The following is a 25,663-nucleotide window of genomic DNA, read 5'->3' as shown; positions in this document are numbered from 1 at the left end:
AACTGAATGCCATTCTGTTTTTTCTACTTTTTGATTGTTTTTTTATCCGTATAGCTTTCAGAAGTTGCCATACGAAAGTTGACCACCTCGGTTCCAGAATTCATTGTTTTGCTTTCGGGATCAGCACCTAAACGCCCGATTAATGTCACTTTATTTAGCATGTTTTTTCTTACCTTAAACTTGTACTTTAATACATAGAAAATCTTAGCATAATTTGCATATTTTTTCAATTATTTCAAAATGATATTATTGTTTTTTAACATATAAAATTATGTTTAATATGCTCTTTGATCAATAATCAATTGACATAAATGCATGGTGTATAGTATCAAGTATCAAGAGGGTATATATGGCAATCGTTAGTTTTAAGCATAAAGGGTTGAAATTATTCTTTGAAAGAGGAGTCTGCAAAGGCATACAACCCGCGCATGCTAAAAAATTAGCAAACATTTTAGTAATTTTAGATACAATATCCGCGCCTGAACAAGTTACTCTTAAATCGTATCGTCTACATGCGCTTACGGGCGATTTAAAAGGTTACTGGTCAATGCGTGTCAATGGAAATTGGCGTGTTACTTTTCGTTTCATTGGGACAGACGTTGAACTGGTTGATTATCAAGATTACCATTGAGTTTTGAGGTGTTATTATGATGTACAATCCTCCACACCCTGGCGGCATTTTGAAAGAAGAATTGCTTGATGAATTAGGGTTAACAGTAACAGAAGCTGCAAATCGTCTTGGCGTTGCACGTTTAACTTTATCCCGCGTCTTAAACTGCCATGCGGCGATTAGTATTAACTTAGCTTTACGGTTAGAAAAAGCGGGTTTAAATGATGCGGAATTCTGGCTTAAATTGCAACAAAAGCATGATTTGTGGCAAGCTCGGCATAACAGCCCAATCCCACATATTTCACCTTTAGAGCAAGTAGGGCATTTTTAGAAAGACTTAGCCCATCTTTCTTCACACCTAGAGGTCATGTTCTTTAAAATCAAGCAGCCCATGATAGTTTTTTATGCTCTTGTTGATTTCATCTATGAACGTTGAGAAGAGACAACGTAATCTGAACAGTTTTATAAAATCGGAAATTTTATTATGGCTTTTTAACTGAGCACTGTAGTGTGTAAATAGATATATTTATTAAACTGCGTGTGCGTAACATAAGAAAAAATGTACAAACTAAAAAGGAATACAAAAGAGCAATATCTGAGTACCAAAGAGTATCTAATGAAAAAGAAAGCTTATACTCCACGTACTTAGAAATAACAGGAAAAGAAACTGTTTCCTTATAACTACTTGGGAAAATTAAAACGACAAGCGCTAAACTTATTAGCTTTAAGAGTTTGTGCATATACTGTTGTAAATCACGTGTTAATGTCTTCCAACCTGTTGTATTTCCGCGTTTGTATTTTGGGTTGCTCTGCAATTCAGAAGGAATCTTGGAATTGCATAAAATTGCAAAAACCGCTGTGACTATTACCAAAGAAACAGACGCAAATGTCAAAATACTTTGAATAAAGTCAAGATTTTTTTTAATTCCTAAAAAACATAAAAATATAAAAATTATAATGCCAAACAAGTCTCTTAGCTGTTTATCTGTCAACATATTTATTTCCTGTGGTTTTCGATAATTTTTTGATCTCTTTATTGATCTCATCTATGAGAGGTTCGTAATTGAGAACGCTTTTCGGAATATTCCCACCGTAAACCCATGCTTTCACTTGTGCTTTGGTACTAAAATCTGCATTCTTAGGTGTTTTGTAATACTGACCACCATCAAATTTTTCACATTCTCTTGTGACGTCTTCATATTCTTATTCTTAGAGGTTGTAAAAATACTCTGCCGCTCCGTCTCCCCAAGGAACATAACCAACAGCTGTTGCAACAAACTCTTTTTGCATTGGCTGTTTACGCTTTTTTAAGAACAGGTCTTTTAATATTCTCATGTTTTTAGTCCATAATTTTACCAATAGGTTAATTTACCTTAAATTTGACCGTACAGAGCGTTTTTATATTGCGATTTTTATCATAAAATCTTTAAATCGCTTTGTACGGTACCTTTTTGTCGATTTAAATGCATGTCTAATCGTAAAATGATCAGCACTTTTCATTAGTTTGTTAATTTGCAGTGTTTTTCACTTGCTTTTCAACCAACACGAGTGGTCTTGAATTCTCTCTTATTGCCTTTTTTCAGCTTTTTTTCACGGGTGTTCAAAACAACCTTGTGTACAAGATTGGCTTTCGTCAAAAGACTATTTTCCAAGTCACGACTTACTAACTCACGAGTGCTTGGAAAAAACGTATCCGATAAACCTTCTACCTCATCGCATAAAATCCCTTTAATCATTTTTATCAGTGACCACGCAGAAACACTTTCCAAAATCATTCCATAGGTAAGCGCTATACCTTCATGATCTACCTGTTGCGAAACTTTTAAATCACACGGAAGCATCCGAATTGCCTTGGCTATGTCCTCTTTGCTCGCTTTTACTGAAAACAATTCATGAAGTTGATCACAAGCATCTAAGGCAATTGTTTTTTGCCGTTGTGTCAATGCTTGCCACTCTTCAAAACCAAAGGAAGCTCTAGAGCTATTATCTCGTGAATGTGTTTTAAAGTGACCTCGAGATTTGATATCAAGGATGCTGTCTGAGATGTGTTCACCAACGCTTTTTTGCCTTTGAGAGTGATTTCCATAGTTTTTTCCTTTCTCTAAATCTTCGATAGCTTTTTGCACCCAGTTGCGCCACATTGCTTTTCAATCTGTTTTGCGTGCATCTTTGCCTGTTCTAGCTTTCCAAAAATCTCGAAATTTTGCCATTTCGGCTTTGACACGCTCTGGAGTCAAACCCTCTTCGATTGCGAAATCATAAACAGGTTCGAAATCATTAGGATACGACAGCCACGGTCATTTCTAACCCGTTTAGTTTTTTTCGGAAGGTTCTTTTGCTCGTGAATGGAAGGTTGGTTTTCTACACCCGTTTTGATTTGCTCTGATGTGATCTCAACAGCAGCAACCTCTGTTGGTTCTCCAATCAAATTGATAGTTTCTAAATGTTCAGAACCAATTTTTTTGCTAATACGATAGTATTAGTTTTATATATCTATATTCTTTATCTTGCTCAATAAGTTTATCATTCTTCATGAGATATTCGACAATAGTTGCAAACTTTTTTGCGAGCAATTGCAAGTGCGTGCAAGGTTCCAAAATCTTCTTTAATTGGTGCTTTTTTATCGTACATGCGAACGAGAAGCGTTATATAATGCCCCTTTGCTCCAATGTCATTCCATCTGTCTCACTGTTCCAGTCATTCAAAAGGAATCTTATCCATGGCATTGCATTAGACATGCGCATTCCCTTCTTTAACTAAATATAAAATTGCTAAAGCATTTGCTTCGTTGTCATCTTTTGGATTGTATTCTTTTGCACTCACCGTCTTAATCATCTCTTCTTGTGAAGCTTTGCCTTTATCTGTTGTTATCTTCATTTTTGTAAGCCATTGCTGAAAACACAAATAGCGCATACCATCGCCTTTAGAACGATAAGATTAAAAATTGACAAGTGCCACTTGTTATACTGCTGTCTACACGAGAAATTGCCCAGCTTGTCCTGGTACCTAGATCAAGGTAGAGAATGCTTTGTGTATTGATGATCATCTTCCCCCATTAAAGGCTGTTGCGTATTTATATGTGCGCTATGACAGAGCGTGTTGTGATTGCTTGTCTTGAAAAAATGTTTGTGAGAAAGTACTTGAAACTACTTTTGGGCTAAATTTTTTACTGCCATTCGAGGAAAAATAATTTTAGAAGCAGTTGATTTTCGAATTGACGCTTCTTGTTTTTGAATCACATCTTTTTGTGCATGTATTATTTCAGCTTCTTTATCTATAATTTTGTTTTTTTCATCTATCTCTTTTTTGAGCTTTTCGTCGTTTTACAAGAGTCATGAAGAGTATAAGCCAATCCCAAATTAGCAATAAAATAAATAACAACTGCTACTACTAAACTTAGATCTATCTCTATACCTCACTTATGTTTCTTCGTCTTATCCTACTCCGGTTAAGAATGTGAATGGTGCTGCTGGTGTTGGAGAAATCTTAGGATTGATGAAAAGGCGTTTGTTAGATGCAAATGACCTCGAAGAAGAGCTTAAGCATTACAAATCTGTTATAACAGAAGCTAAGCGAATTTTACCAAGCCCTGTTGTGAAAGCTGCTTAACGTTAAAAACACGACTCATTTCCTCATCCTCAAGGATGAGGAAATCAAGATTAACTGCCTCTCCATCTTAAAAGACGAGGAGGAGGAGGTTAAAGTGCTAAAAAGGTACCTCAAAAAGCAGCAATGATTCGTATTTTAGCATCATCGCGGTGCCGTCTGATAGCGTTATAATAAAGTTGCGAAAGGTGGTTTAGAAGATATTTTAATTTTTTTGATTTTTAATAAATCATTGGAAAATAAGAGAGATTAAGATAATCTGGTGCGGACGGCGGGACTTGAACCCGCAAGGTCTTCGACCGGCAGATTTTAAGTCTGCTATGTTTACCGTTTTCATCACGTCCGCGATGTGAGTTCTCTCATAAGCTATATCTTTTATTGAATCAAGAATTAATGACAAAAGAAACATTTTTCATTTTTTAGTGAAATTTTGACTGACAATAGTTTCCTTTATCGATAGAAAAAGCTTTTATAATGTAAATAAAGTATGAAATGATTAGTGTTATGAATCAATTTATTCAAGACGTCACAAAAGCTATGGTGGGATTGCATCACGTGTTTGCTGAAACACCACTTCAAAGAAATGATTTTCTTAGTCAAAAGTATGATGCAGAAATTTATTTAAAGCGTGAAGATTTAACACCGGTGCGGTCTTATAAGATTCGTGGTGCTTTCAATTTTGTTTCAGAAATGCTTAGCTGTATATCACCAGATTCTGCATTTGTTTGCGCTTCAGCGGGGAATCACGCGCAAGGGGTTTCTTTTGTTTGTCGTTATTTTAAACGTAAAGGCGTGATTTTTATGCCTATGACAACGCCACAACAAAAAATTGAAAAAACACGTATTTTTGGTAAAGAATTCATTGATATTCGTTTGGTTGGTGAGACATTTGATCAATGTTATGAAGCTGCGCAATCCTTTGTCGTAGAGAGCGGTGGTGTAATGGCTCCACCTTTTGATGATATTCGCATTATTACGGGGCAGGCAACAGTGCTTTGTGAAGCTGCTTTACAATGGAAAAAACTCAATGGAGAAAGCGAGCCAGATTTGATGATTGTGCCGGTAGGGGGGGGTGGTTTGGCAAGTGGAGTGAGCAAGTTTTTACATGAATATGGTTGGAAAACAAAGCTTCGTTTTGTTGAGCCGCAAAGAGCTGCAAGTTTGCTTGCTTGTTTGGAGAGTGGAAAACGCGTCAAGCTTGAAAACATTGACACTTTTGTAGATGGTGCTGCTGTGGCTGAAATTGGTGCACTAAACTATACAATTTTAAAGCAATTTCCCCCTGATTCTGTCATTACGGTTCCTGAAAACCGCGTTTGTTCTACGATGGTTGAAATGCTTAATGTTGAAGGTGTGGTTCTTGAACCGGCTGGTGCTTTATCGATTGATGCGCTTAACAGTATTCCTCCTCAAGAGTTAAAGGGGAAAAAAATTCTTCTCGTTATTTCAGGAGGTAATTTTGATTTTGAGCGTTTGCCAGAAATTAAAGAGCGTTCTTTACGTTTCCAAGGGTTGAGAAAATATTTTATTTTTAGTTTTCCGCAACATCCTGGTGCATTGCGTCATTTTCTTTCTACATTATCACCAGATGATGATATTGTGCGTTTTGAATATCTTAAAAAATCAGCGAGAAACTTTGGTTCTGTATTGGTTGCGATTGAAACAAAAAAATACGGTAATTTTTGTCTTTTAGAGGAAAAATTTCAAACGTTAGGTTGGCGTTACCGTGATATTACTGATGATCAAACGTTATTTGATTTTGTTATTTGAAAAACTGAAATTTTACTAAAAAAGAAGTATAATGATGAAACCTATTTTTTATTCGGTGCTGAGTCTATTTTTCTTTTTGATTGTTAATCAACAGAGTTTAGCATCTCAGCCAACAATAGTACAAAAAGATGAACTTTCAAGTGTCGTTGTTGATGTCAATAATGCTATAAAAAATGGGGATTTTGCGTCTATTTCTCGTTATATGCCTGAGCGGCTTTATAAAGAGATGGCACGTCGATTGAATACAACAGAGAGTGCTTTACGTAGTGATTTTCTTCAACAGTTGCATAGGAAGTTTGAGGGGTTGCCTTCTGGTGCTTATTATTTAGATAAAGAAAATATAGAGTATTTACAAACTGATAACGGTACTGTGTATGCTTTAATTCCAACAGTTCTTGAGATGAAAGATCGCATCATTCAATATAAAACTTTGGCGATTTTTGATAAAACACAATGGTATTTAATTTATGGCGGTCAAAAAACTTTACAAAATCCAGTTTTTCTCGAGATTTATCCTGATTTTATCAAGGTACATTTACCGATGAACACAATCATTAAAAAATAAATGATCTAAATATTGTTTTTATTCATGATAAATGTATTTCGTAAAGTTCTTGCTTTTTTATCATAATCCAAAGATAATAGAGGTGAAGGCATTTAGGCTGGTTTGTTGGCTTTTTGTAAAGTGAAGTTTATACGCCTTTATCTTGATTTCAAGGTGTTCATGAGTTGCGCAAGCCGCTTTTTAGGCGTTGCTTCATTTAAAATGTCAGGGATTTCTCTTGCGCGGATTCTTGAGTGGAGAGTTCAGATGGTTACTTCTTTTGGGTTCTTCAGCTAAGGAAAGATTTTATTTTGCCTATAAAAGAAGAAAATGTTTTTACAAAGTTAGGTTTGCCTACTCTTTTGATTAAAAATTTACTCATTGCTGGGATGAGTAAACCTAAACCTATACAAGAACAAGCTATTCCAGTAATGTTGAAAGGACACGATATTTTAGGTGTTGCACAGACAGGTTCTGGAAAAACCTTGGCATTTAGTTTGCCTATTTTAAGTCAGATTTTGGCTTTGGGTGATAAACGCTGCCCTAAAACTGCACGCGCTTTGATTTTAGCTCCTACACGTGAACTTGCTGTTCAGATTGATGAAGCAATTCGCACTGTGGCAAAAGGGGCACATCTTTCGACGTGTCTTATTTTTGGGGGCGTATCACGTTTAAAACAAATTAAACGTATGGAAGCAGGTGTAGATATTTTGATAGCGACTCCAGGGCGTTTGAGAGATCTTGTTCGTGAAAAGTGTGTTGATCTTTCCCAATCTCGTTTTTTGATTTTGGATGAAGCAGATCGTATGTTGGATATGGGGTTTATTCATGATGTTAAGCAAATTGCAAAGCTTTTGCATCAAGAGCGTCAGACAGCACTTTTTTCTGCAACAATGCCGAGGGAAATTGCTGCGCTTGCAAAATGTTTACTCAATGATCCGGTTAAAATTGAAGTTGTTCCTCAAGGTACTACGGCTGTAGAGATTTGCCAAAAATTATATTGTGTTCCTACGAATGAAAAAAAGAATGTTTTAAGTAAACTTTTGACAAATCCAGCTTTTGATTCGGTTATTGTTTTTACTCGAACGAAACATGGGGCTGATGCTGTCACACGTAGTTTAGCAAAGATAGGATATTTAGTCGCAACAATTCATGGGAATAAATCACAAGGTGCTCGCCAATCTGCTTTAAAAGCTTTTCGTGAAAGATCGGTACAGATTCTTGTTGCAACAGATATTGCTGCACGCGGTATTGATATACCAGGGATAAGTCACGTTATTAATTACGACTTACCAGATGAAGCTGAAAGTTATGTACATCGTATTGGTCGTACAGGACGTAATGGCGCATCTGGTGTAGCACTTACGCTTTTTGATGAGAAGATAGAAAGGTCCCGCTTGCGTGCTATAGAGCGCTTGATTCGTATGAAATTGGTGGCTGAGGCTGTTCCAGAACAATTTGCAGCGTTTCCAGAAAAGCCAATTGTGCGAGAAAGTAAAGAAAATGATAAGGAACGCCGTTTTAAAAAATCTAAACGTCAAAAACAGTTTTTAGGTCGAAAAGATGATACCGCACAGTTGCAGCGGAAGAATTCTTCACCTCAAAATGAGAGGCATAAAAAAGCAAAAGCGGTGGCAAAGCGTGCAAAGACTTTTCGTTTTCGGAAATCAGTTAAGAAGGCTGCTTAGATAAAGTCTTGAAAAAAGATCATGTATGGAGATTTTTTATTTTTGTGGATTTATTCTCAATTGAAAAGAGCTATAAAGTACTCTTGTCAAAGTAAGAAGATCCTTCAGAGGTTTTCATTTTTTAGAAATGAAAACCTATAACTGTTTGGATTTATTTAAAAATCATTAAAAAATCATTATTGTAGAGGCAATTATTTATTTGCTTTATTCCCATTTTTTTAAATGGGAATAAAAGTAGATTTTATTTATATAAAATTATTTTTATATAGGATGTTCTTTATCTTTAATGATAACTTTTAATTTTAAAAATTGATGTCTAGTAATAATTCACTGTTTTATATATTTAATAATTCACTATATCGTAAAATTTTTTCATTTCGAATCTTTTCATATTGATCAATCAAAAATATTCACTTGCACGTTACAAGTGAGATTCTCGTGTGGATAAACATTTAAGAAATAAATAAAATGATTCTTGTAAATTCTTTTAAAGGCAAGGGGTATTGCTAACATTGAGAGCTGGAAAATAGTATGATGGTATACGGCTTTATTGTACGTAAAGATGGGGCTGATCAGTGGATTGTATTTTGTACCATTTATTGGAGCCATTGTGAAAGAGGCTGGGGGGATTTAAGAGATATCTCTTTAAAAAAACGTGTGACTGCATAATACAATAGCGAGAATGTCATGTCTTCTGAAGGCTTTCTCAGGATTCTTAATAATTTAGCTCGTTTTCTTGGTTTTTACTGTAAAACACTATTATTTGGGGGAAATATAAAGCCTATAAGATTTTATGTATTAAATGTTTTATGACAGTGTGATGAATATCCAAGGCAAGGTTGTTTGTAAAGTGTTGAGGTGGTTAGCAGGAGAAATAACCTGTTAGATAAGACGCTGGAGTGTTTACAGACTTGTTTTATGTTTTTTGCTTTTAGGATGAGGAGGAGGTTATGTGGGGTGTATGGAGATAATATATGACCTTGATTGTTGTTTCTTCCATTTTTCAAAATGATTGCTTCATGAGCAGGCTTTTAAGTTTAATTCCTTTATTGAGTACAAATCATTCTTTCTTTGGAAAAAATATATGAGACCGATTCATTGCTGATGGAGCTTAATAATTCATCTCTGATGAAAGAAATCGTAATTTATAATATGCAAATAATTGCAGTGTCCTCTTATAAAGGCGCGGTAGTTTGAAAAAAATAATCTTATTTGTGCTATTTTAAAATGAATCAATCGCTTTTTGCGTTCATTGCAAAAAAATACATCCCTAGGATATTACTTTTCTACTTTATTGCAAAAATCCTATTCCATTACTTTTATTAACAAAACCTTCATGTCTAAAAGTTTTAGAAAAAACAATAAAATACGTGGAATAAAAGAAAAATGGCTCCCCGGGCCGGATTCGAACCAGCGACCAACCGGTTAACAGCCGGTTGCTCTACCGCTGAGCTACCGGGGAACGGTGCCCAATCATTTAATTGAAAAGGCTATAGCAAAGCAATACTGATTTGCAAAGGATAAAATTACTTTTTTTAAAAAAATATGATAAATTGTGTAATAAGAGGAAAAAAGGCGAGAGAAGATTTCTACACCTTGACGGATGCGTTGCCTTCCCTTATTGAAACCTTTATGTTTGTTGACGAGGCCTCGTGGCGGAATGGTTACGCAGAGGACTGCAAATCCTTGTATCCCGGTTCGATTCCGGGCGAGGCCTCCAGCCGATTTTAAACGAAACGGCTTTTAGGGGAGATAAGGTATAGGAAAATAGATTATTTCCCTTTATTCTTGTGAAGACACTTTTGTATGAGAGATTATATAGTTAAAATCTAATTGTTGACTATAGCGTCCTTTTTTGTAACACCCATAGTTTAAGAAATCTTCGTCCCTTATTGTCGCTGTTTTGTTTGTTTTTTGTAGGTTAGGAGAAAATATTCGTTATGGTTGCAGATTTTGCTGAGCTTCGTCGCAAAATGGTTGACAATCAAATTCGTACAGTCGATGTAACGGATTTATCAGTTCTTGAAGCCTTTTTAATGGTATCTCGTGAAGATTTTGTATCGGAAGATATGAAAATGTTAAGCTATCTTGATACCGATATTGTTCTATGTCCAGTGCAAGATGGGATTCCAGCACGCTATTTGATGAAACCTGCGTCTTTAGCAAAATTACTACAGCTTGCCGCTGTAAAATCATCAGATGTTGTTTTAGATATTGGTGCAAATAGTGGTTATTGTGCAGCGTTGCTTGCAAAACTTGCAGGGTCTGTGATTGCGCTGGAAAGTGATAAATCTCTCTTTGAACGTGCTCTTGACGCTTTAGAACGTAATCAATGTGATAATGTGGTTGTCGTTCATGGTCCATTAGAGAAAGGATATGCCGTTGAGGGACCTTATGACGTGATTTTCATTGAGGGATCTGTTGATTTTATTCCTCAAGGTATCTTTGATCAAATGAAAGACTGTGGACGTCTTGTTGTGGTTGAAGGGCATGGAAATGCTGCTGTTGCACAAATCTATATAAAAGAAGATGGGATCATCTCGGCTCGTCGTGCTTTTAACCTCGCTGTAAAGCCTCTTCCTTGTTTTTTCAAAACACCTGGTTTTGTGTTTTAGTGCTTGTTTGTTTTGTGAATAAAAGATAATTTTGTAATTTATTTGGGGTTTGTTATTGTGTGTATTATGTTTAGAGTAAACAAGAAGTTTCAGGCGTGTTTATTGCTGGTGTTGAGTGTTTTACTATCAGAGGCTGTTTGTGCTGAAACATTGATGGATGCCTTTTCTAAGGCTTATAAATATAATGCTAAGTTGAATAGTGAACGTGCAGCTGTGCGTATATCCAGTGATGATGTTGTCATTGCGCGATCGGGGCTATTGCCACAGGTTGAGGGGGTTGGGAACTATGGGCGCAATAAGTCTTTTACAGGTCCTTATGTCACTTCTGGATCTATAGGAGTGAGATTAAATCAAAGATTATTTGACGGATTTATCACGCAAAATATCTTTTCTTCAGCGCAAGTTAAGTTGCAGGCTCAACGTGAGTATCTTCGTAATGCTGAACAAAATACTTTTCTGGAAACTGTGACGGCTTATGCTAATGTCTATCAGGCACGTCGTATTGCCGATCTTCGGAGAGAAAATTTGGCAGCTCTTGAAGAGCAAGTTCGTTCCGATAAAGCAAAATTTGATGTGGGTGAGGGAGGGCGTGTTGATCTTGCTCAAGCTCAAGCAGCGCGTTCTGTGGCAGTTTCAGAACTGAGTCTTGCTCGTGCTGATGTAAAAGCAGCCGAGGCAGTGTATCGACAAGTTATTGGTTCTGATCCTGAAAAGTTAAAAAGCCCTCCCGTAGCCAGAGATTTTCCTGCCAACCTTGATATGGCTTACCAAATGAGCGTTTCTATGCATCCAGCAATCCTTTATGCTAAATATTTAGTCGATGCGAGTGGTTACAATGTAAAGGCAAAAGAAGGTGCATTGCTCCCTAAGGTCGATTTTTCTGCGACAGCGTCTTATAATCGAATTTACAGTGGTCCTGGAGAGGATGGCGTTTCTAAATCAATAGGGTTGTCAGTAAGTGTCCCAATCTTCGAAGGGGGACGTACGTCTGCGCAGATTCGCCAATCGAGGGAACAGCTTGGACAGGCACAACTTCAACTCGATTTGGCGCATAGCAATACGAGACAAGCGCTTACTTCTGCTTGGTTTCAGTTGGAGGGCGCACGCGCATCTGTTATTGCTTACCGTGAAAGCGTTCGTGCTGCTGAAATTGCTCTTAAAGGTCGTGTGCAAGAGAATCGTGTAGGGCAGGCAACGACATTGGATGTTTTAAATTCTCGTACTCAATTGATTAATGCTCAAATTGCGCTTGCAATGGCAGAGCGTAATGCTGTTGTGGCAAGCTATAGTGTTCAATCTTCTATTGGTAAATTGACTGCAAGTTATTTAGGGTTAAAAAAAGCTCAATATATCCGATAATGCATAAAAGTAGCTTTTTGATCTTAAATTATTTTAGTTTTTAAAAGATTAGTAAATCAACAGTTGAATATGTTGAAAAATATTGCGGCGAGATGTTATTTTTATAAAGTGTAGAAAACTGTGTGTAGCGCCCTCTTTATGACAAGCATATTTGAAAATATCGTGGGAGGCATGTTGATCTTATAATTCTTTTGCATACACTGAAAATATGATTCTATTTGTTGTTGCGTCTTTGAGAGGTTGTAAAGTATGGTACAGAGTTCAAGCGTGTTACGTGAGCCAAGTATGGATGAAATTTTAACATCTATTCGTGAAATAATCGAAGAAAATGCGGTTCAATCTGATCACTTTTTAAATGAAGATGTTGCAGTGAATGCTTCAGAAGTGGCATCCGAGGGTATTTATGATACAACCTTATCGGTTGATGATGCTATGAAAGCTTTAGCTGATCGTATTGGTCTTTCTTCTGAAAATCAAGGAGGGAAGATAACGCAAGAGAAAGAGGATATAGAGGCAGAAAATAATACAGTTGGTATGGATATGCAAAAGATGAAGCTTTCTTCTGAAGAACGGAATTCTGTTTATAAAGCAAAAGAATATGAAGATGAGATAAGGAAATCACAATCAGAAGCTGGAAGGGATGGTCATGTGGAATTGTCTGCATATTGTATTTCTTCTGCAGAAAAGATTGCTAAGGATGTGTTGCGTCCGGCTATAGCAGAATGGTTGCAGTCTAAATTGCCTATTTTGCTGGAAGATATTTTGCGTGAAGAAATTGTGAAGGCGATTAAAAAAGCATCTTAATTATTTTTTACATTATTTTTATGTTTTTCATTTTATGGGAATTTTGTTTGCGATTTTGCGAGCTCTCGAGTGAAAGGCTGAGATTCACGAGATTCTGATCGGTTTTTGATCATATATGGTGTTTATTGTGTTTTTTAGCGGCCGTTATGGATGGATAGAATGTTAGAAAAAAACTATGATGCTTCCTCTATAGAGCAACGGGTTGCAAAGAGATGGGAGACTCGTGGGGCTTTTAAAGCGGGAGCGGGTTCTAAAAGTGGTGCAGAACCTTTTTGTGTTATGCTTCCACCTCCTAATGTTACAGGCTCACTTCATATGGGGCATGCGCTTAATACGACAATTCAAGATATAATAGTTAGATTTCAGCGGATGCGTGGAAGAAATGTGTTGTGGCAGCCTGGTATGGATCATGCTGGGATTGCTACGCAAATGGTAGTGGAGCGTCAACTTGCAGAACGCCAAGAGCCAACGCGTCAAGAAATGGGGAGAGAAAAGTTTATTGAGCGTATTTGGGAATGGCGTTATGAAACTGGAGGCGTTATTGCAAACCAGTTGCGCCGCCTTGGGGTTTCATGTGATTGGTCGCGTGAGCGGTTTACAATGGATGAGGGGTTGTCGCAGGCTGTTCGTGAAGTCTTTGTCACGCTTTATAGGCAAGGGTTGATATATAGGGATAAGCGCCTCGTCAATTGGGATCCTAAATTGTTGACAGCTATTTCAGATCTTGAAGTTGAGCAAAAAGAAGTTCAAGGACATTTGTGGCACTTTAGATATCCACTTGAGGGTAAAACTTTTGATCCAAATGATGCGACAACTTTTATAACAGTGGCGACAACACGACCAGAAACAATGCTTGGTGATACAGGAATTGCTGTTAATCCTGAAGATGAGCGTTATAAAAATCTTATCGGTAAAAATGCTCTTTTGCCGCTTGTTGGTCGTAGGTTATTAATTGTTGGTGATACGCATGCTGATCCTGAAGCTGGAAGTGGTGCTGTAAAAATCACACCAGCTCATGACTTTAATGACTTTGAAGTAGGACAGCGTAATCACTTACGCTTGATCAATATTTTTACTCAGAAAGCCGAGATTTTTCTTCGTGAAAATGAAGAATTTTTCGATGGGTTGATTTTATCAGATGAATTGAAAATGTTAGTAGAAGACCTCGATAAATCTGATCGTTTTGTTGCTCGCCAGAAGATTGTTTCTTTGATGGAAGAACAGGGATATTTAGCTTCTGTTGATGATCATACCCATATGGTTCCTCATGGAGATCGCAGTGGTGTCCCTATTGAGCCTTTTTTGACAGATCAATGGTATGTTCATGCTGCTGAATTAGCAAAGCCAGCGATAGAGGCTGTTCAACAAGGAAAAACGCAGTTCGTTCCTGATAACTGGAAAAAGACTTATTTCAATTGGATGCAAAATATTCAACCTTGGTGCATTTCTCGCCAATTATGGTGGGGACATCAGATTCCTGCTTGGTATGGTCCTGATGGAACGGTTTTTGTTGAAAAAAGTGAAAAAGAGGCTTTAGATTCAGCTTTTGCTCATTATGGTGAGGTTGTTGAATTAATCCGTGATCCGGATGTTTTAGATACTTGGTTTTCATCAGCTCTTTGGCCTTTTTCAACATTAGGATGGCCAAATAAAACGACTGAATTATCTACTTTTTACCCAACATCTTTATCTGTGACAGGATTTGATATTATTTTTTTCTGGGTTGCTCGTATGATGATGATGGGACTTCACTTTATGGGTGACGTTCCTTTCCCAACGGTTTATGTGCATGCTCTTGTGCGGGATCAAAAGGGTGCAAAGATGTCAAAATCAAAGGGAAATATTATTGATCCCTTAGAGCTTATTGATCAGTATAGTGCTGATGCACTTCGTTTTACTTTAGCTATTATGGCAGCACAAGGTCGTGATGTAAAACTTGATGTTTCCCGTATTGCTGGTTATCGTAATTTTGCTACGAAATTGTGGAATGCTACTCGATTTGCACAGATGAATGGTGTGAAGCATGATCCAGCTTTTAAACCAGAACAAGCAAAACTGGCGCTTAATCGTTGGATTTTAACGGAGCTCTCTAAAACAATTTCAGCAGTGACGACTGGTATTGAACACTATAAATTTAATGAGTCAGCTGCCATTCTTTACCGTTTCATTTGGAATACACTCTGTGATTGGTATTTGGAGCTTCTCAAACCTATTTTTCAGGGGAAAAATGAAGAGGCTAAAAATGAGGCTCAAGCTTGTACTGCTTGGGTTTTAGATGAAGTTTATAAACTTCTTCATCCTTTTATGCCTTATATGACGGAAGAGTTGTGGTCTCTTACAGAAACGCAAGCCGTCAAGCGTGAGGATATGCTCGCATTGACAAAATGGCCAGAGGAAACATTGATAGATGAAGAAGCTGCTGATGATATCAATTGGCTTATTGATGTCGTCACAGGGATTAGGGCTGTACGTTTTGAAATGAATATTCCAGTGGCTACACAGGCACCTCTTATTGTTGTTGAAGGAGGGGAAGTAACGCGAGAGCGTGTAAAGCGTTATGATGCACTTCTTAAAAAATTAGCGCGTATTGAAGTTATTGATTTCTCTGATAAAGTTCCGGAAGTATCAGCACAAATGATTTTGGGAGAGGCTGTTTTTTGTTTACCATTAGGACAGTTGATTGATTTGGAGGCTGAGCGTGTTCGTTTGAGGAAGGATGTCAGTAAAATTGAACAAGATATTGAAAAAATATCGCTTAAGTTAAACAACCCCAAATTTATAGCAAATGCAAAAGCAGAAATTGTTGAGCGTGAGCGGAACAGGGTTGTAGAACTGCGTGCAGCGCAGAAAAAAATATTTGTTGCTTTAGAGCGGTTAGATTGATTTCAACTTTTTATTTTTTTGATAGATAATTGCATACCAGTAGGGCTGGTATAGATCTTCTTTAAAGGAAACTTTTCTTTTGTTAGTTTTTCATGAACGATCATAAAATCTCTACTGAAATCCATTGTTTTATGTTTATCATTAAAGAGACATCTTTTAAGGCATCCAAGCCTATTCCACGACGTAGATCATGAATGGTATAACGGTAAATCCATTGAGCTTCCTTTCTTTATGCTTGTGAAGTAACAAGCGCCGGCACCATTCTGTCCAATCCGGACAACTCTTAGCTCAGACCGTTCATAAGAGGCATTTTTAGTTCTTTCTTACACAGAGTTTTTATCCACATAGCTCTCTCTACTTGTAATGTGCAAGCGGATGGTTTTGAGTGATTTAACATGGAACAGATTTGGAATGAGAGAATCTTACGATATTCGAGGGACTCATTCAAAGTGCAAAAAGGAAAATTATAATTATAAATCAATTTCTTGCTTTATTACTATAAAATATCATCATTTAGAGTAGCAATAGAAGGTATGTAAATTACACATGTGGTATTTTTTTGTATGTAGTGGTGAGTATTCTAAGGTAGAACTTGTGTGTAAAGTATGAACTAATCCCATGTGAAATGATGTCAGGTGCAATCTGTTAAACAAAAAGCTGTATTGTTTATAGATTGGCGGAGACAAAAAACTTCATCTTTAAGGTGGTAAGGTAGTTGTGAAGTTATAAGTTAACTATCATCATTATATTTATCCATCTTTCGTATTGTTTTTTATACTTAAACGCTTATCATTCATCATGTATTCTCTTCATTCTCAAGTTGCTGTTTAATGCACGTTATTTTATTGAACGATTTTTGCTCATACGTATAAAATTTTAAGGTCGATAAATCCTAGAATGTTAAAGGATGTGTTACAAAATATAGAATGATGATTTATATTTAAAAATCAATTTGTTATATATAAAAATGGATACTTAATTTTATCGAACATTTGGGATGGTTTTTATCTATTTGTTTTTTCTTTTTAAATTTTTACTTTAAAATCTTTCATTTTTCTTACTAAAAAGAAGAGTTTAAATATCTACAAAGAAATTTGTAACAGATATAACAATTAAAATTGAGATAGGGGGAAATGATCAAAAGCTTCAGATATGGAAAAAAGCCACGATTGTTGTGACGTGAGGGGGATTTTTTTCTACTGTTAATGCAGTAGATGTTAATAGCTTGCAAGAAGCCAATGATAGTTCGTTTTATTTTTTGAAACGTGGCATGTCTGCTTATAAAATGGATATATCAATCAAGCTATTCCAGCACTCCGTTGTGCTGCTAAGAGGGGCCATATCGGTGCGAATTGGAAACTTGGCTACATCTATGCAAAGGGTGATGGTGTTCCTAAAGATGATTACAAGGCATATCATTTTTTTGCATATATCTTTGAAAAAGGTACAGATCTTGGTTCAGAAGATGAAAGTTATGTTTCTGATGCATTGATTAAACTTGCCGGATATATAAAAAAGGTATTCCTCAATCACCTGTGAAACCTGATCCTTCTTATGCTGCTCATCTTTATATGCAGGCTGCGGTAAACTATGGAAATCCTAAAGCTCAGTACCATTTAGGAAAAATATTTTTAAAGGGAGAGGGAAGGGAGAAAAATTCTATACAAGCCACGATAGTTTCAACTCTCAGCAAAAAAAAGGAAATCCTTTTGTTCAAACAATGCTTGGAAATATGTTTCTTCAAGAAGGAAAAATTATTTGCGGAATGGCAATGTTAACTGCAGCCTATAAAAAAGCTAACGTAAAAGATAGAAACTGGATTCGCCTTTTACTCTTTGTAATGAATTTGAGAGACGTACAGTAATTTCACTTGTTTCTGATATTTTAAAAAATAACAGTTTTTAAATCTCTGATTGTAATATTTTTTACATTCTTCCATCTGATATTAAACTCTTCCTTCTTATATCCAATTTCATAATAGAGATAGTTTTTGGTGATAATATAATGGTTAATGACTTAGGATTTTAGACAAAAATTCTTGTGTTCTTGGTGTTCGCGCTTGCGGATCAGAAAAGAATTCTTTAGACGAACAGTCTTCAAGAATTGTTCCTTGATCTATGAAAATAACACGCTCCGAGACTTTTTGTGCAAAACCCATTTCATGTGTTACACAAATCATTGTCATCCCTTCTTCTGCTAAGCTAATCATGACATCGAGTACTTCACCTACCATTTCAGGATCTAGAGCAGATGTTGGTTCATCAAAAAGCATAACAAGTGGATCCATGGTTAAGGCACGTGCAATAGCAACACGTTGTTGTTGCCCTCCGGAAAGTTGACCAGGATACTTATCTTTATGTTCAATGAGTCCAACGCGTTCAAGATACAACAAACCGCGTTCAAGTGCTTCTTTTTTGCTCCGCTTTAAGACTTTAATTTGTGCAATTGTCAAATTTTCTGTGACAGATAAATGTGGAAAAAGTTCGAAGTGTTGAAATACCATTCCCACCTGACTCCGCAATTTAGGCAGATTCGTTTGTTTTGAATGAACTGGTATTCCATTAATCCAAATTTCACCTTTTTGAAAAGGGACTAGAGCGTTAATGGTTTTAATGAGTGTTGACTTCCCTGATCCTGATGGACCACAAACGACAACAACTTCTCCTTTATTAATGTTGGTTGTACAGTTTTTAAGAACTTTAACTTCGCCATACCAGTTAGAAACATTTTTTATTTCGATCATATGAGTAGACATTTTTTTCCCCGTTAGCGAATAATGGACACTTTTTTTTGTAAATACAAAACTATTTGTGACAGTGTAAAACAGATAACAAAATAGAAAATAGCTGCTAAGATGTAAGCTTCTTGCTTTACACCAAAATTATTAGCAGCAATATCAAAACCATTCAAAAGACTATGACCACTGATGGCATAAACAAGGGTTGTATCCTGAAAAAGGATGATGACTTGTGTTAAAAAGACTGGAAGCATATCTCTAAAGGCTTGAGGAAGAATGACAATGTACATACTTTGCCAATATGTCATTCCAAGAGCTTGCCCCGCATATTTTTGTCCTTGTGGAACTGAATTTATGCCAGCACGCATAATTTCAGCAAAATAAGCAGTTTCAAATGCGGTAAAGGTAATGAGTGCTGATTTATTTGCACCGATGGATGCTCCCGTTAAAAAAGGCAGAAGCACGAAAAACCATAAGATAACCATCACAAGTGGTATTGAACGCATAGCTGTTATGTAAACGATTGCAAACCAAGAAAGAAGTTTTATGGAAGAAAGGCGCATGATTGCTAAAAGCGTTCCGAAAATAAATCCTAATACCGTTGCAAAAAGAGTTAGAAAAACGCTGAAGAGTAAACCTGATAAAATGTAAGAACGAAATACATCAAAAGTGAAAAAGGAAAAATCAAAGTCGGAAAAATTGAAAGGAAAATAGTGTCCAAACTGAGAGCTTATGAAATTTATCATATTCAATTTTCCTTTGTTTGAAAATTAGGAATTTTGAGTATTTGTTCAATAACTGTCATCACAATAAATATGAATAAGGCTATAAGAATATAAAGAATCGTAACAAGCAAATAGTTTTCATAAACATGACTTACCTCTTCAATTGTTTGGTATTGAAATTGCATGAGCTCATTTATTGAAACGGCGAATGCTATAGATGAATTTTTTACAATGCCCATTGCTTCTGAAGTAAGCGGGGGCATAATTGTGCGCATAGCACGCGGCAGTATAATATAGAGATAACTTTGATAAGTTGTAAATCCCATTGCCATAGCAGCATAGCGTTGTCCAGAAGGAATAGCTTCAATGCCTGAACGAACCTGTTCAGCAATGCGCGCAGATGTAAAGAATCCCAATGCGCATGTTATTAAGAGAATAGGGGAAAATTTCATCGCTGGTGGATAGACCTTAGGAACAACAAAATACCATAAAAATACCTGTACAAGGAGGGGAATGTTACGCATAATCTCTACCCAGATAGCACCGATAGTGCGAAATACACAATTGATTATGGAAGTATTAGGTAAAGTGCGCATTGTTCCTATAATAATACCACATAATACAGCTAATATAAGTGAAGTGATGGACAATATAATTGTATTTTTTAAGCCATCGAGAAGTGTATCTAAATAGGTATGATTCACGCCAGGAGTTCCCAAGCATCCTGCTACCAGTGTTTGAGTAAGGTCATCTCTACAAAGGAAAGAAAAGTCCATTAATTGATATTCCCTCAAATTAGTCATTCACAAATAAGACAATAAATCAACCGTATCTACATAGGCGGAATTTATCAAAAAGTGAACTAAAATATAAACCACACTCAATTTTTAAAGAGTGTGGTTCTTCTTTCTTTATTCTATAAATCTTTTTCTGTGTAGCTTTCCCGAGGCTTATTGTTTGGGTGATCCCAAGCATATCTCGTTTGTTTTGATAAGGGAAGGTTCATAACAGTATTAGCAGGTGGAATCGGCTTCATAAACCACTTATTGTAAAGCTTTTCAAGTGATTCGTCTTTAATCTGACGGACGATACTATCGTTGATTGCTTGTTCAAGTTTTTTGTCATGCAATCTGAGCATGCAGGCGATGGGTTCAACTGAAAGTACGGTGTCAAGAATGACATAATCAGATGGATTTTTTGATTTTGCAATATGTCCAGCAAGAATTGAGGCATCCATAACAAATGCATCAGCACGACCAGATTCTAATAATAAGAAGCTATCTCCGTGATCTTTTCCTTTGATGACCTTAAAGTTAATGTTTTTTGCACGTTTGTTTTTACGAATAAGTTGGACAGATGTTGTACCGGTGGTCGTTGCAACTGTTTTTCCATTTAAATCGTCAAGAGATTTAATGTTAGAGTTTTTCTTTACAGCAATTCTAACTTCTTCAACATATGTCGTATAAGCGAATGCTGCTTCTTTACTGCGGGCAATATCATTTGTTGTTGAGCCGCACTCAAAATCATAAGTATTATTTTTTAAGAGAGGAATTCTATTTTGAGAAGTGATGGGAAGATAATGAATTTTAATTGGTTTACCAATTTTTTTTGAGATATCACCAATGATCCGTTCTGCCATTTCTGTATGAAAACCTACATATTTATTATTACCAAGGGCGTAGGCTAAACCAGATGATTCACGGACACCTAAAGTAATTTCCCCTGTTCGTTTTATTTTTTCAAGAGTATCATGTTCAGCATGCGCGAAACTTGAGAATCCAATGGCCGTTGCTGCAATAAGCATTAATAATGATTTCTTCATTTATGTCCTCCATTTATTTATTGTAGTTGTTTAAGATATAATCTTTAATATGCTGTAGCATAGTTATTATTCTGAGTGGAATTTTTTTGTTATCTTATAAAATGAGGGCTATATTTTTTAATTGATATTAAGGTGAACCCAAACAGGAACGTGGTCAGATGGTTTTTGATATCCCCTTACGTCTGTCTGACTATGAGCGCCAATAAGATGATCAACAGCTTCTGGTGATAATAATAAATGATCAATGCGAATCCCATTATTTTTAGGCCATGCCCCAGCTTGGAAATCCCAAAAACTGTAGGAGGGCGTATCGGTGACATTCCGGATAGCATCGTAAAGACCTAAATGAAGAATACGTTGGAATGCTTTTCTTGTTTTTTGAAGAAATAAAGCATTTTGATACCATTCTTGAGGATTTTTTGCATCTAATGGGGTGGGAATTACATTATAATCACCCGCTAGGATAAGAGGCTCTTCATACGCAAGCAATGATTTTGCATGTGTATATAATCTTTCCATCCATTCTATCTTGTAGGAATATTTTTCACTCTCGATAGGATTGCCATTTGGCAAATAGAGAGATGCAACACGAATAACACCTTTGTTTGTTGAATAAACAGCTTCAATGTAACGTGTTTGTTTATCATTATCATTGCCTGGTAATCGACGGATCACTTCATCTGGTGTTTTTTTAGAGAGAATCGCAACGCCATTAAAACTTTTTTGTCCGTGTGTTTCTATATGGTAACCTAAATTTTCAATTGCATCGCGTGGAAAATTTTCATCAATACTTTTAATTTCCTGTAAACAGACTATGTCCGGCTGGCTTTGCTGCAGCCATTGACATAATGTTTCATGTCGTGCTTTTATTCCGGCAATATTCCACGTTGCTATTTTCATGGCGCTCATCATTAGATATAAAATATGCAATCCAATTTACTGCATTTATGTTTTAGTACAGTCATATCGCTACTTTTTTTATTTATAGGGGATATTACTATGGTAAATTGATTTATCAAGAGTAGCGGTAAAAGCAAATTTAAAGCTTTAAAATTTAATTTATTTTAATTTTAAAAAACTTTCTGCTGTTTAGTTCTTGACGAATGTACGTGTTCTCGCTATTAGAGATGGACATAACCGATGTGGGTGTAATCAGGTGTTTTGGATATGAGCCGGAAGATTATTCACAGGTGTTAAGAAGATTAAAAGCAAATCCTAGTGCAAAAGGCTATTGCCTTCTCTGCTTATGGTCGGGTGAACTGTTTTTTGCAGGCGTGCCCGATTTTGTGTGTAGACTTAGATATCTGTTCCGATTCTGTTGGGGTGGATGGAAATAAAAATAGAAAAGCCCGATTGGGTGAGAAGAATATAGATCGAAAAGAGGAAGGTTGCATGCCTACCGTAAATCAGTTGATTCGTAAGCCGCGTGTGGTGCCAGTTAAACGTAATAAGGTTCCTGCTCTGCAGTCGAATCCGCAGAAGCGTGGTGTTTGTACGCGTGTTTATACAACAACGCCGAAGAAACCTAATTCTGCTCTTCGTAAAGTTGCTAAAATTCGCTTGACGAATGGATTTGAGGTGATTGGTTATATTCCTGGAGAGGGACATAATCTTCAAGAGCACTCTGTTGTGATGATTCGTGGTGGTCGTGTGAAAGATTTGCCAGGAGTTCGTTATCACATTATTCGTGGTTTGCTTGATACTCAGGGTGTCAAGAATCGTAAACAGCGTCGTTCAAAGTATGGCGCAAAGCGTCCAAAATAATATTGAGAGACAAAGCCAATGTCCCGTCGTCATAGAGCAGAAAAACGTGAGATTAATCCAGATCCCAAATTTGGTGATTTGGTTATTATGAAATTTATGAATGCCATTATGTTTGATGGTAAAAAATCAGTTGCAGAGCGTATTGTTTATGGTGCGCTTGATTCTGTGGAAAAAAGAGTAAAAACAGATCCTGTGGCTCTATTTCATCGGGCTTTAGAGAATGTTGCTCCTCATATTGAGGTTCGTTCACGCCGTGTTGGTGGTGCTACTTATCAAGTTCCGATTGATGTTCGTCCTGATCGTCGTCAGGCTCTTGCTATTCGTTGGTTAATTGCGGCGGCGCGTGGTCGAAATGAAACGACGATGGTTGAGCGTTTATCTGGTGAATTGATGGATGCTGCTAATAATCGTGGTTCTGCCGTGAAAAAGCGTGAAGATGTTCATCGTATGGCTGAAGCTAATCGTGCTTTTTCTCACTATCGCTGGTAGAAGTTTTAAACTAAGGCAAATATAATGGCTCGCGAATATAAAATTGAAGATTATCGTAATTTTGGTATTATGGCGCATATTGATGCTGGTAAGACTACGATGACTGAGCGTATTCTGTTCTATACCGGTAAGAATCATAAAATTGGCGAGACCCATGATGGTGCTTCTACAATGGATTGGATGGAGCAGGAGCAGGAGCGCGGTATTACGATTACGTCTGCTGCGACAACGACGTTTTGGGAAGGGCAGGACGGTCGGAAGCGTCGCTTTAATATTATTGATACGCCAGGGCACGTTGATTTTACGATTGAAGTTGAGCGCTCTTTGCGTGTTCTTGATGGTGCAATAGCTTTGTTGGATGCAAATGCTGGTGTGGAGCCTCAGACGGAAACTGTTTGGCGGCAAGCCGAGAAATATCGTGTGCCTCGTATGGTTTTTGTTAATAAGATGGACAAAATAGGAGCTGACTTCTATCGCAGTGTGGAAATGGTTGGTTCTCGGTTGGGTGCTAAAGCGCTTGTTTTGCAGTTGCCGATTGGTGCTGAAAATGACTTTGAAGGTGTTGTTGATCTTGTAGAAATGAGAGCTTTAAAGTGGGATGGTTCTATTGGTGCCTCGGCGGTGATAAGTGAAATTCCCTCAGATTTAAAAGAGAAAGCTGAAGAATATCGCGAGAAATTGATTGAGATGGCTGTGGAGGTTGATGAAGCTGCGACAGAGGCTTATTTGGAGGGTGTTATGCCAACCAACGAGCAGCTTGTTTCTCTCATTCGTAGGGGGACAGTGGAAGTTCAGTTTCATCCGGTTCTTTGTGGTACGGCTTTTAAAAACAAGGGGGTGCAGCCACTTTTGGATGCTGTTGTTTCCTATCTTCCTTCTCCAGTTGATATTCCGGCGATTAAGGGTATTGATGTAAAGACTGAGGCTGAGACGACACGCGAATCTTCTGATGATGCTCCGCTATCTATGCTTGCTTTTAAAATTATGAATGATCCTTTTGTTGGTTCATTGACGTTTTGTCGTATTTACTCAGGTAAAGTTCAGAAAGGTATTTCTCTTGAGAATACTGTGAAAAAGAAGAAAGAGCGTTTGGGGCGTATGCTTCAAATGCATTCAAATTCTCGTGAGGATATTGAAGAAGCTTTTGCTGGTGATATTGTTGCTCTTGCAGGACTTAAGGAGACGACAACAGGGGACACTCTTTGTGATCCTTTGAAGCCTGTTATTTTGGAGAGGATGGAATTTCCAGAGCCTGTTATTGAGATTGCAATTGAACCGAAAACAAAAGCAGATCAAGAAAAAATGGGTATTGCTCTTAACCGTCTAGCGGCTGAAGATCCTTCATTTCGTGTTAAATCGGATGAGGAATCTGGTCAGACTATTATAGCTGGAATGGGTGAGCTTCATCTTGATATTATTGTTGACCGTATGCGGCGTGAGTTTAAGGTTGAAGCAAATGTTGGGCAGCCTCAAGTTGCTTATCGTGAGTCAATTACTAAAATGGCGGAAATTGATTATACGCATAAGAAACAATCGGGTGGTGCTGGTCAATTTGCTCGCGTGAAAATTGTTTTTGAGCCTCATGATGGTGATGACTTTATTTTTGAGTCAAAGATTGTTGGCGGTGCTGTTCCTAAAGAATATATTCCCGGCGTTCAGAAGGGAATTGAGAGTGTTATGGGGTCAGGTCCTCTTGCGGGCTTTCCTATGCTTGGTGTAAAGGCGACTCTCATTGATGGTGGCTATCACGATGTTGATTCTTCGGTTTTGGCTTTTGAGATTGCTGCTCGTGCAGCTTTTCGTGATGGAGCAAAGAAGGCTGGTGCACAGCTTCTTGAGCCGATCATGAAGGTGGAAGTTGTTACGCCAGATGATTATGTTGGTGATGTTATTGGTGATCTCAATTCTCGTCGGGGACAGATTTCAGGAACTGAAGCGCGTGGTATTGCAACGGTTGTGAATGCAATGGTTCCTTTGGCAAATATGTTTGGTTATGTGAATACTCTTCGCTCTATGAGTCAGGGGCGTGCGCAGTATACAATGCAGTTTGATCATTACGAGCCTGTACCTTCGGCTGTTGCTTTGGAGATTCAAAAGAAATACGCGTAATTTCAGGTTGGTAATTAATTTTTAACTTAGTCCTTGGCTTGGACGGAAAATGGAGAGCTCAAATGGCGAAGAGCAAGTTTGAACGAACAAAACCGCATGTTAATATTGGTACGATTGGTCACGTTGATCATGGGAAGA

At 37.2% G+C, this 25,663-nt stretch carries 20 protein-coding genes, 3 tRNA genes and 5 pseudogenes; 16 read left to right on the top strand and 12 right to left on the bottom strand.

Translation table 11 applies throughout. The features are described from left to right. A pseudogene (gene ssb, locus ACFIJL_RS07660) lies at positions 1-161 on the bottom strand (single-stranded DNA-binding protein); the annotation flags it as partial. 188 nt (positions 162-349) lie between these two features. Here ssb and ACFIJL_RS07655 point away from each other — a divergent pair. Together ACFIJL_RS07655 and ACFIJL_RS07650 are read left to right on the top strand one after the other, a co-directional pair. Continuing rightward, on the top strand, positions 350-631 hold the full coding sequence (locus ACFIJL_RS07655) for a type II toxin-antitoxin system RelE/ParE family toxin (protein WP_252619286.1): 282 nt from the start codon (positions 350-352) through the stop codon (positions 629-631). Between the two features lie 16 nt (positions 632-647). After that, a complete protein-coding gene (locus tag ACFIJL_RS07650; protein WP_375613679.1) occupies positions 648-941 on the top strand; it encodes a HigA family addiction module antitoxin in 294 nt (97 codons plus the stop codon). Between the two features lie 151 nt (positions 942-1,092). Here the strand turns inward: ACFIJL_RS07650 and ACFIJL_RS07645 are convergent, their stop codons facing one another. The 4 genes and pseudogenes from ACFIJL_RS07645 to ACFIJL_RS07630 form a co-directional block, all read right to left on the bottom strand. After that, positions 1,093-1,605: a hypothetical protein gene (locus tag ACFIJL_RS07645; protein WP_375623976.1), complete on the bottom strand. Its 513-nt coding sequence runs from the start codon at positions 1,603-1,605 to the stop codon at positions 1,093-1,095. After that, positions 1,592-1,945, bottom strand: a pseudogene (locus ACFIJL_RS07640) (hypothetical protein). The gene ACFIJL_RS07645 and the pseudogene ACFIJL_RS07640 overlap by 14 nt, the downstream one beginning before the upstream one ends. Before the next feature lie 200 nt (positions 1,946-2,145). Then, entirely contained in the window at positions 2,146-2,736 is a 591-nt protein-coding gene (locus ACFIJL_RS07635; protein ID WP_375623974.1) for a hypothetical protein, read from the bottom strand. 604 nt (positions 2,737-3,340) lie between these two features. Beyond that, a pseudogene (locus ACFIJL_RS07630) lies at positions 3,341-3,656 on the bottom strand (hypothetical protein). A gap of 410 nt (positions 3,657-4,066) precedes the next feature. Here ACFIJL_RS07630 and ACFIJL_RS07625 point away from each other — a divergent pair. Next, positions 4,067-4,219, top strand: coding sequence for a hypothetical protein (locus tag ACFIJL_RS07625; protein ID WP_375623972.1), 153 nt, complete (start codon positions 4,067-4,069; stop codon positions 4,217-4,219). Between the two features lie 257 nt (positions 4,220-4,476). On the opposite strand, the gene ACFIJL_RS07620 is transcribed toward ACFIJL_RS07625, so the two are convergent. Then, a tRNA-Leu gene (locus ACFIJL_RS07620) sits at positions 4,477-4,562 on the bottom strand. Positions 4,563-4,708: 146 nt separating this feature from the next. Between ACFIJL_RS07620 and ilvA the strand changes: the two genes are divergently transcribed. The 3 genes from ilvA (at position 4,709) to ACFIJL_RS07605 (ending at position 8,218) form a co-directional block, all read left to right on the top strand. After that, entirely contained in the window at positions 4,709-5,986 is a 1,278-nt protein-coding gene (gene ilvA / locus ACFIJL_RS07615; RefSeq protein WP_375623970.1) for a threonine ammonia-lyase IlvA, read from the top strand. Between the two features lie 34 nt (positions 5,987-6,020). Then, a complete protein-coding gene (locus tag ACFIJL_RS07610; protein ID WP_375623981.1) occupies positions 6,021-6,551 on the top strand; it encodes a hypothetical protein in 531 nt (176 codons plus the stop codon). 290 nt (positions 6,552-6,841) lie between these two features. Then, positions 6,842-8,218 (top strand): DEAD/DEAH box helicase, encoded by a 1,377-nt coding sequence (locus ACFIJL_RS07605; RefSeq protein ID WP_375623979.1) that lies wholly within the window; start codon positions 6,842-6,844, stop codon positions 8,216-8,218. Positions 8,219-9,605: 1,387 nt separating this feature from the next. Here ACFIJL_RS07605 and ACFIJL_RS07600 read toward each other — a convergent pair. Further along, positions 9,606-9,680: transfer RNA gene (locus tag ACFIJL_RS07600), tRNA-Asn, on the bottom strand. Positions 9,681-9,864: 184 nt separating this feature from the next. On the opposite strand from ACFIJL_RS07600, the gene ACFIJL_RS07595 reads away from it, so the two are divergent. The 6 genes and pseudogenes from ACFIJL_RS07595 to ACFIJL_RS07570 all read left to right on the top strand — a co-directional run bounded on the left by ACFIJL_RS07595 (position 9,865) and on the right by ACFIJL_RS07570 (position 17,784). After that, positions 9,865-9,938: transfer RNA gene (locus tag ACFIJL_RS07595), tRNA-Cys, on the top strand. 220 nt (positions 9,939-10,158) lie between these two features. After that, positions 10,159-10,833 carry a protein-L-isoaspartate O-methyltransferase gene (locus ACFIJL_RS07590; protein WP_375623968.1) on the top strand — a complete coding sequence of 225 codons (675 nt, stop codon included), beginning with the start codon at positions 10,159-10,161 and terminating at the stop codon, positions 10,831-10,833. A 66-nt stretch (positions 10,834-10,899) separates the two neighbouring features. Continuing rightward, on the top strand, positions 10,900-12,192 hold the full coding sequence (locus ACFIJL_RS07585; protein WP_375623966.1) for a TolC family outer membrane protein: 1,293 nt from the start codon (positions 10,900-10,902) through the stop codon (positions 12,190-12,192). A gap of 249 nt (positions 12,193-12,441) precedes the next feature. Then, positions 12,442-12,996: a DUF2497 domain-containing protein gene (locus ACFIJL_RS07580; protein ID WP_375623964.1), complete on the top strand. Its 555-nt coding sequence runs from the start codon at positions 12,442-12,444 to the stop codon at positions 12,994-12,996. A 159-nt stretch (positions 12,997-13,155) separates the two neighbouring features. Beyond that, on the top strand, positions 13,156-15,879 hold the full coding sequence (locus ACFIJL_RS07575; RefSeq protein WP_375623962.1) for a valine--tRNA ligase: 2,724 nt from the start codon (positions 13,156-13,158) through the stop codon (positions 15,877-15,879). A gap of 1,123 nt (positions 15,880-17,002) precedes the next feature. Next, a pseudogene (locus ACFIJL_RS07570) lies at positions 17,003-17,784 on the top strand (tetratricopeptide repeat protein). Between the two features lie 103 nt (positions 17,785-17,887). On the opposite strand, the gene ACFIJL_RS07565 reads toward ACFIJL_RS07570, so the two are convergent. The 5 genes from ACFIJL_RS07565 to xth all read right to left on the bottom strand — a co-directional run bounded on the left by ACFIJL_RS07565 (position 17,888) and on the right by xth (position 22,063). Next, positions 17,888-18,634 carry an amino acid ABC transporter ATP-binding protein gene (locus ACFIJL_RS07565; protein WP_273724174.1) on the bottom strand — a complete coding sequence of 249 codons (747 nt, stop codon included), beginning with the start codon at positions 18,632-18,634 and terminating at the stop codon, positions 17,888-17,890. Between the two features lie 11 nt (positions 18,635-18,645). After that, a complete protein-coding gene (locus tag ACFIJL_RS07560) occupies positions 18,646-19,362 on the bottom strand; it encodes an amino acid ABC transporter permease (RefSeq protein WP_375623959.1) in 717 nt (238 codons plus the stop codon). A 2-nt stretch (positions 19,363-19,364) separates the two neighbouring features. Continuing rightward, entirely contained in the window at positions 19,365-20,117 is a 753-nt protein-coding gene (locus ACFIJL_RS07555) for an amino acid ABC transporter permease (protein ID WP_375623957.1), read from the bottom strand. A 140-nt stretch (positions 20,118-20,257) separates the two neighbouring features. After that, a complete protein-coding gene (locus ACFIJL_RS07550; RefSeq protein ID WP_375623955.1) occupies positions 20,258-21,163 on the bottom strand; it encodes a transporter substrate-binding domain-containing protein in 906 nt (301 codons plus the stop codon). Positions 21,164-21,280: 117 nt separating this feature from the next. Further along, positions 21,281-22,063 carry an exodeoxyribonuclease III gene (gene xth, locus ACFIJL_RS07545; protein WP_375623953.1) on the bottom strand — a complete coding sequence of 261 codons (783 nt, stop codon included), beginning with the start codon at positions 22,061-22,063 and terminating at the stop codon, positions 21,281-21,283. A gap of 492 nt (positions 22,064-22,555) precedes the next feature. On the opposite strand from xth, the gene rpsL reads away from it, so the two are divergent. From rpsL to ACFIJL_RS07525, 4 genes and pseudogenes are all read left to right on the top strand, one after another. After that, complete coding sequence (gene rpsL / locus ACFIJL_RS07540; protein WP_006589495.1) at positions 22,556-22,927, top strand: 30S ribosomal protein S12; 372 nt, start codon at positions 22,556-22,558, stop codon at positions 22,925-22,927. Positions 22,928-22,945: 18 nt separating this feature from the next. Then, a complete protein-coding gene (rpsG, locus tag ACFIJL_RS07535; RefSeq protein ID WP_273791452.1) occupies positions 22,946-23,416 on the top strand; it encodes a 30S ribosomal protein S7 in 471 nt (156 codons plus the stop codon). 24 nt (positions 23,417-23,440) lie between these two features. Continuing rightward, a complete protein-coding gene (gene fusA, locus ACFIJL_RS07530; protein ID WP_375623950.1) occupies positions 23,441-25,525 on the top strand; it encodes an elongation factor G in 2,085 nt (694 codons plus the stop codon). 62 nt (positions 25,526-25,587) lie between these two features. Further along, positions 25,588-25,663, top strand: a pseudogene (locus ACFIJL_RS07525) (elongation factor Tu); the annotation flags it as partial.

This window comes from Bartonella sp. TT119HLJHH (assembly GCF_042193385.1).
In the GTDB taxonomy this organism is placed as follows: Bacteria; Pseudomonadota; Alphaproteobacteria; order Rhizobiales; family Rhizobiaceae; genus Bartonella.
The sequence above is the reverse complement of the archived record's forward strand: the minus strand, read 5'-3'. Positions and strand labels throughout refer to the sequence as shown.

Coding starts and splice junctions, on each gene's coding strand:
- ACFIJL_RS07655 (WP_252619286.1), top strand. CDS start 350: ATGGCAATCGTTAGTTTTAAGCATAAAGGGTTGAAATTATTCTTTGAA.
- ACFIJL_RS07650 (WP_375613679.1), top strand. CDS start 648: ATGATGTACAATCCTCCACACCCTGGCGGCATTTTGAAAGAAGAATTG.
- ACFIJL_RS07645 (WP_375623976.1), bottom strand. CDS start 1,605: ATGTTGACAGATAAACAGCTAAGAGACTTGTTTGGCATTATAATTTTT.
- ilvA (WP_375623970.1), top strand. CDS start 4,709: ATGATTAGTGTTATGAATCAATTTATTCAAGACGTCACAAAAGCTATG.
- ACFIJL_RS07610 (WP_375623981.1), top strand. CDS start 6,021: ATGAAACCTATTTTTTATTCGGTGCTGAGTCTATTTTTCTTTTTGATT.
- ACFIJL_RS07590 (WP_375623968.1), top strand. CDS start 10,159: ATGGTTGCAGATTTTGCTGAGCTTCGTCGCAAAATGGTTGACAATCAA.
- ACFIJL_RS07585 (WP_375623966.1), top strand. CDS start 10,900: ATGTTTAGAGTAAACAAGAAGTTTCAGGCGTGTTTATTGCTGGTGTTG.
- ACFIJL_RS07580 (WP_375623964.1), top strand. CDS start 12,442: ATGGTACAGAGTTCAAGCGTGTTACGTGAGCCAAGTATGGATGAAATT.
- ACFIJL_RS07575 (WP_375623962.1), top strand. CDS start 13,156: ATGTTAGAAAAAAACTATGATGCTTCCTCTATAGAGCAACGGGTTGCA.
- ACFIJL_RS07565 (WP_273724174.1), bottom strand. CDS start 18,634: ATGTCTACTCATATGATCGAAATAAAAAATGTTTCTAACTGGTATGGC.
- ACFIJL_RS07560 (WP_375623959.1), bottom strand. CDS start 19,362: ATGATAAATTTCATAAGCTCTCAGTTTGGACACTATTTTCCTTTCAAT.
- ACFIJL_RS07555 (WP_375623957.1), bottom strand. CDS start 20,117: ATGGACTTTTCTTTCCTTTGTAGAGATGACCTTACTCAAACACTGGTA.
- ACFIJL_RS07550 (WP_375623955.1), bottom strand. CDS start 21,163: ATGAAGAAATCATTATTAATGCTTATTGCAGCAACGGCCATTGGATTC.
- xth (WP_375623953.1), bottom strand. CDS start 22,063: ATGAAAATAGCAACGTGGAATATTGCCGGAATAAAAGCACGACATGAA.
- rpsL (WP_006589495.1), top strand. CDS start 22,556: ATGCCTACCGTAAATCAGTTGATTCGTAAGCCGCGTGTGGTGCCAGTT.
- rpsG (WP_273791452.1), top strand. CDS start 22,946: ATGTCCCGTCGTCATAGAGCAGAAAAACGTGAGATTAATCCAGATCCC.
- fusA (WP_375623950.1), top strand. CDS start 23,441: ATGGCTCGCGAATATAAAATTGAAGATTATCGTAATTTTGGTATTATG.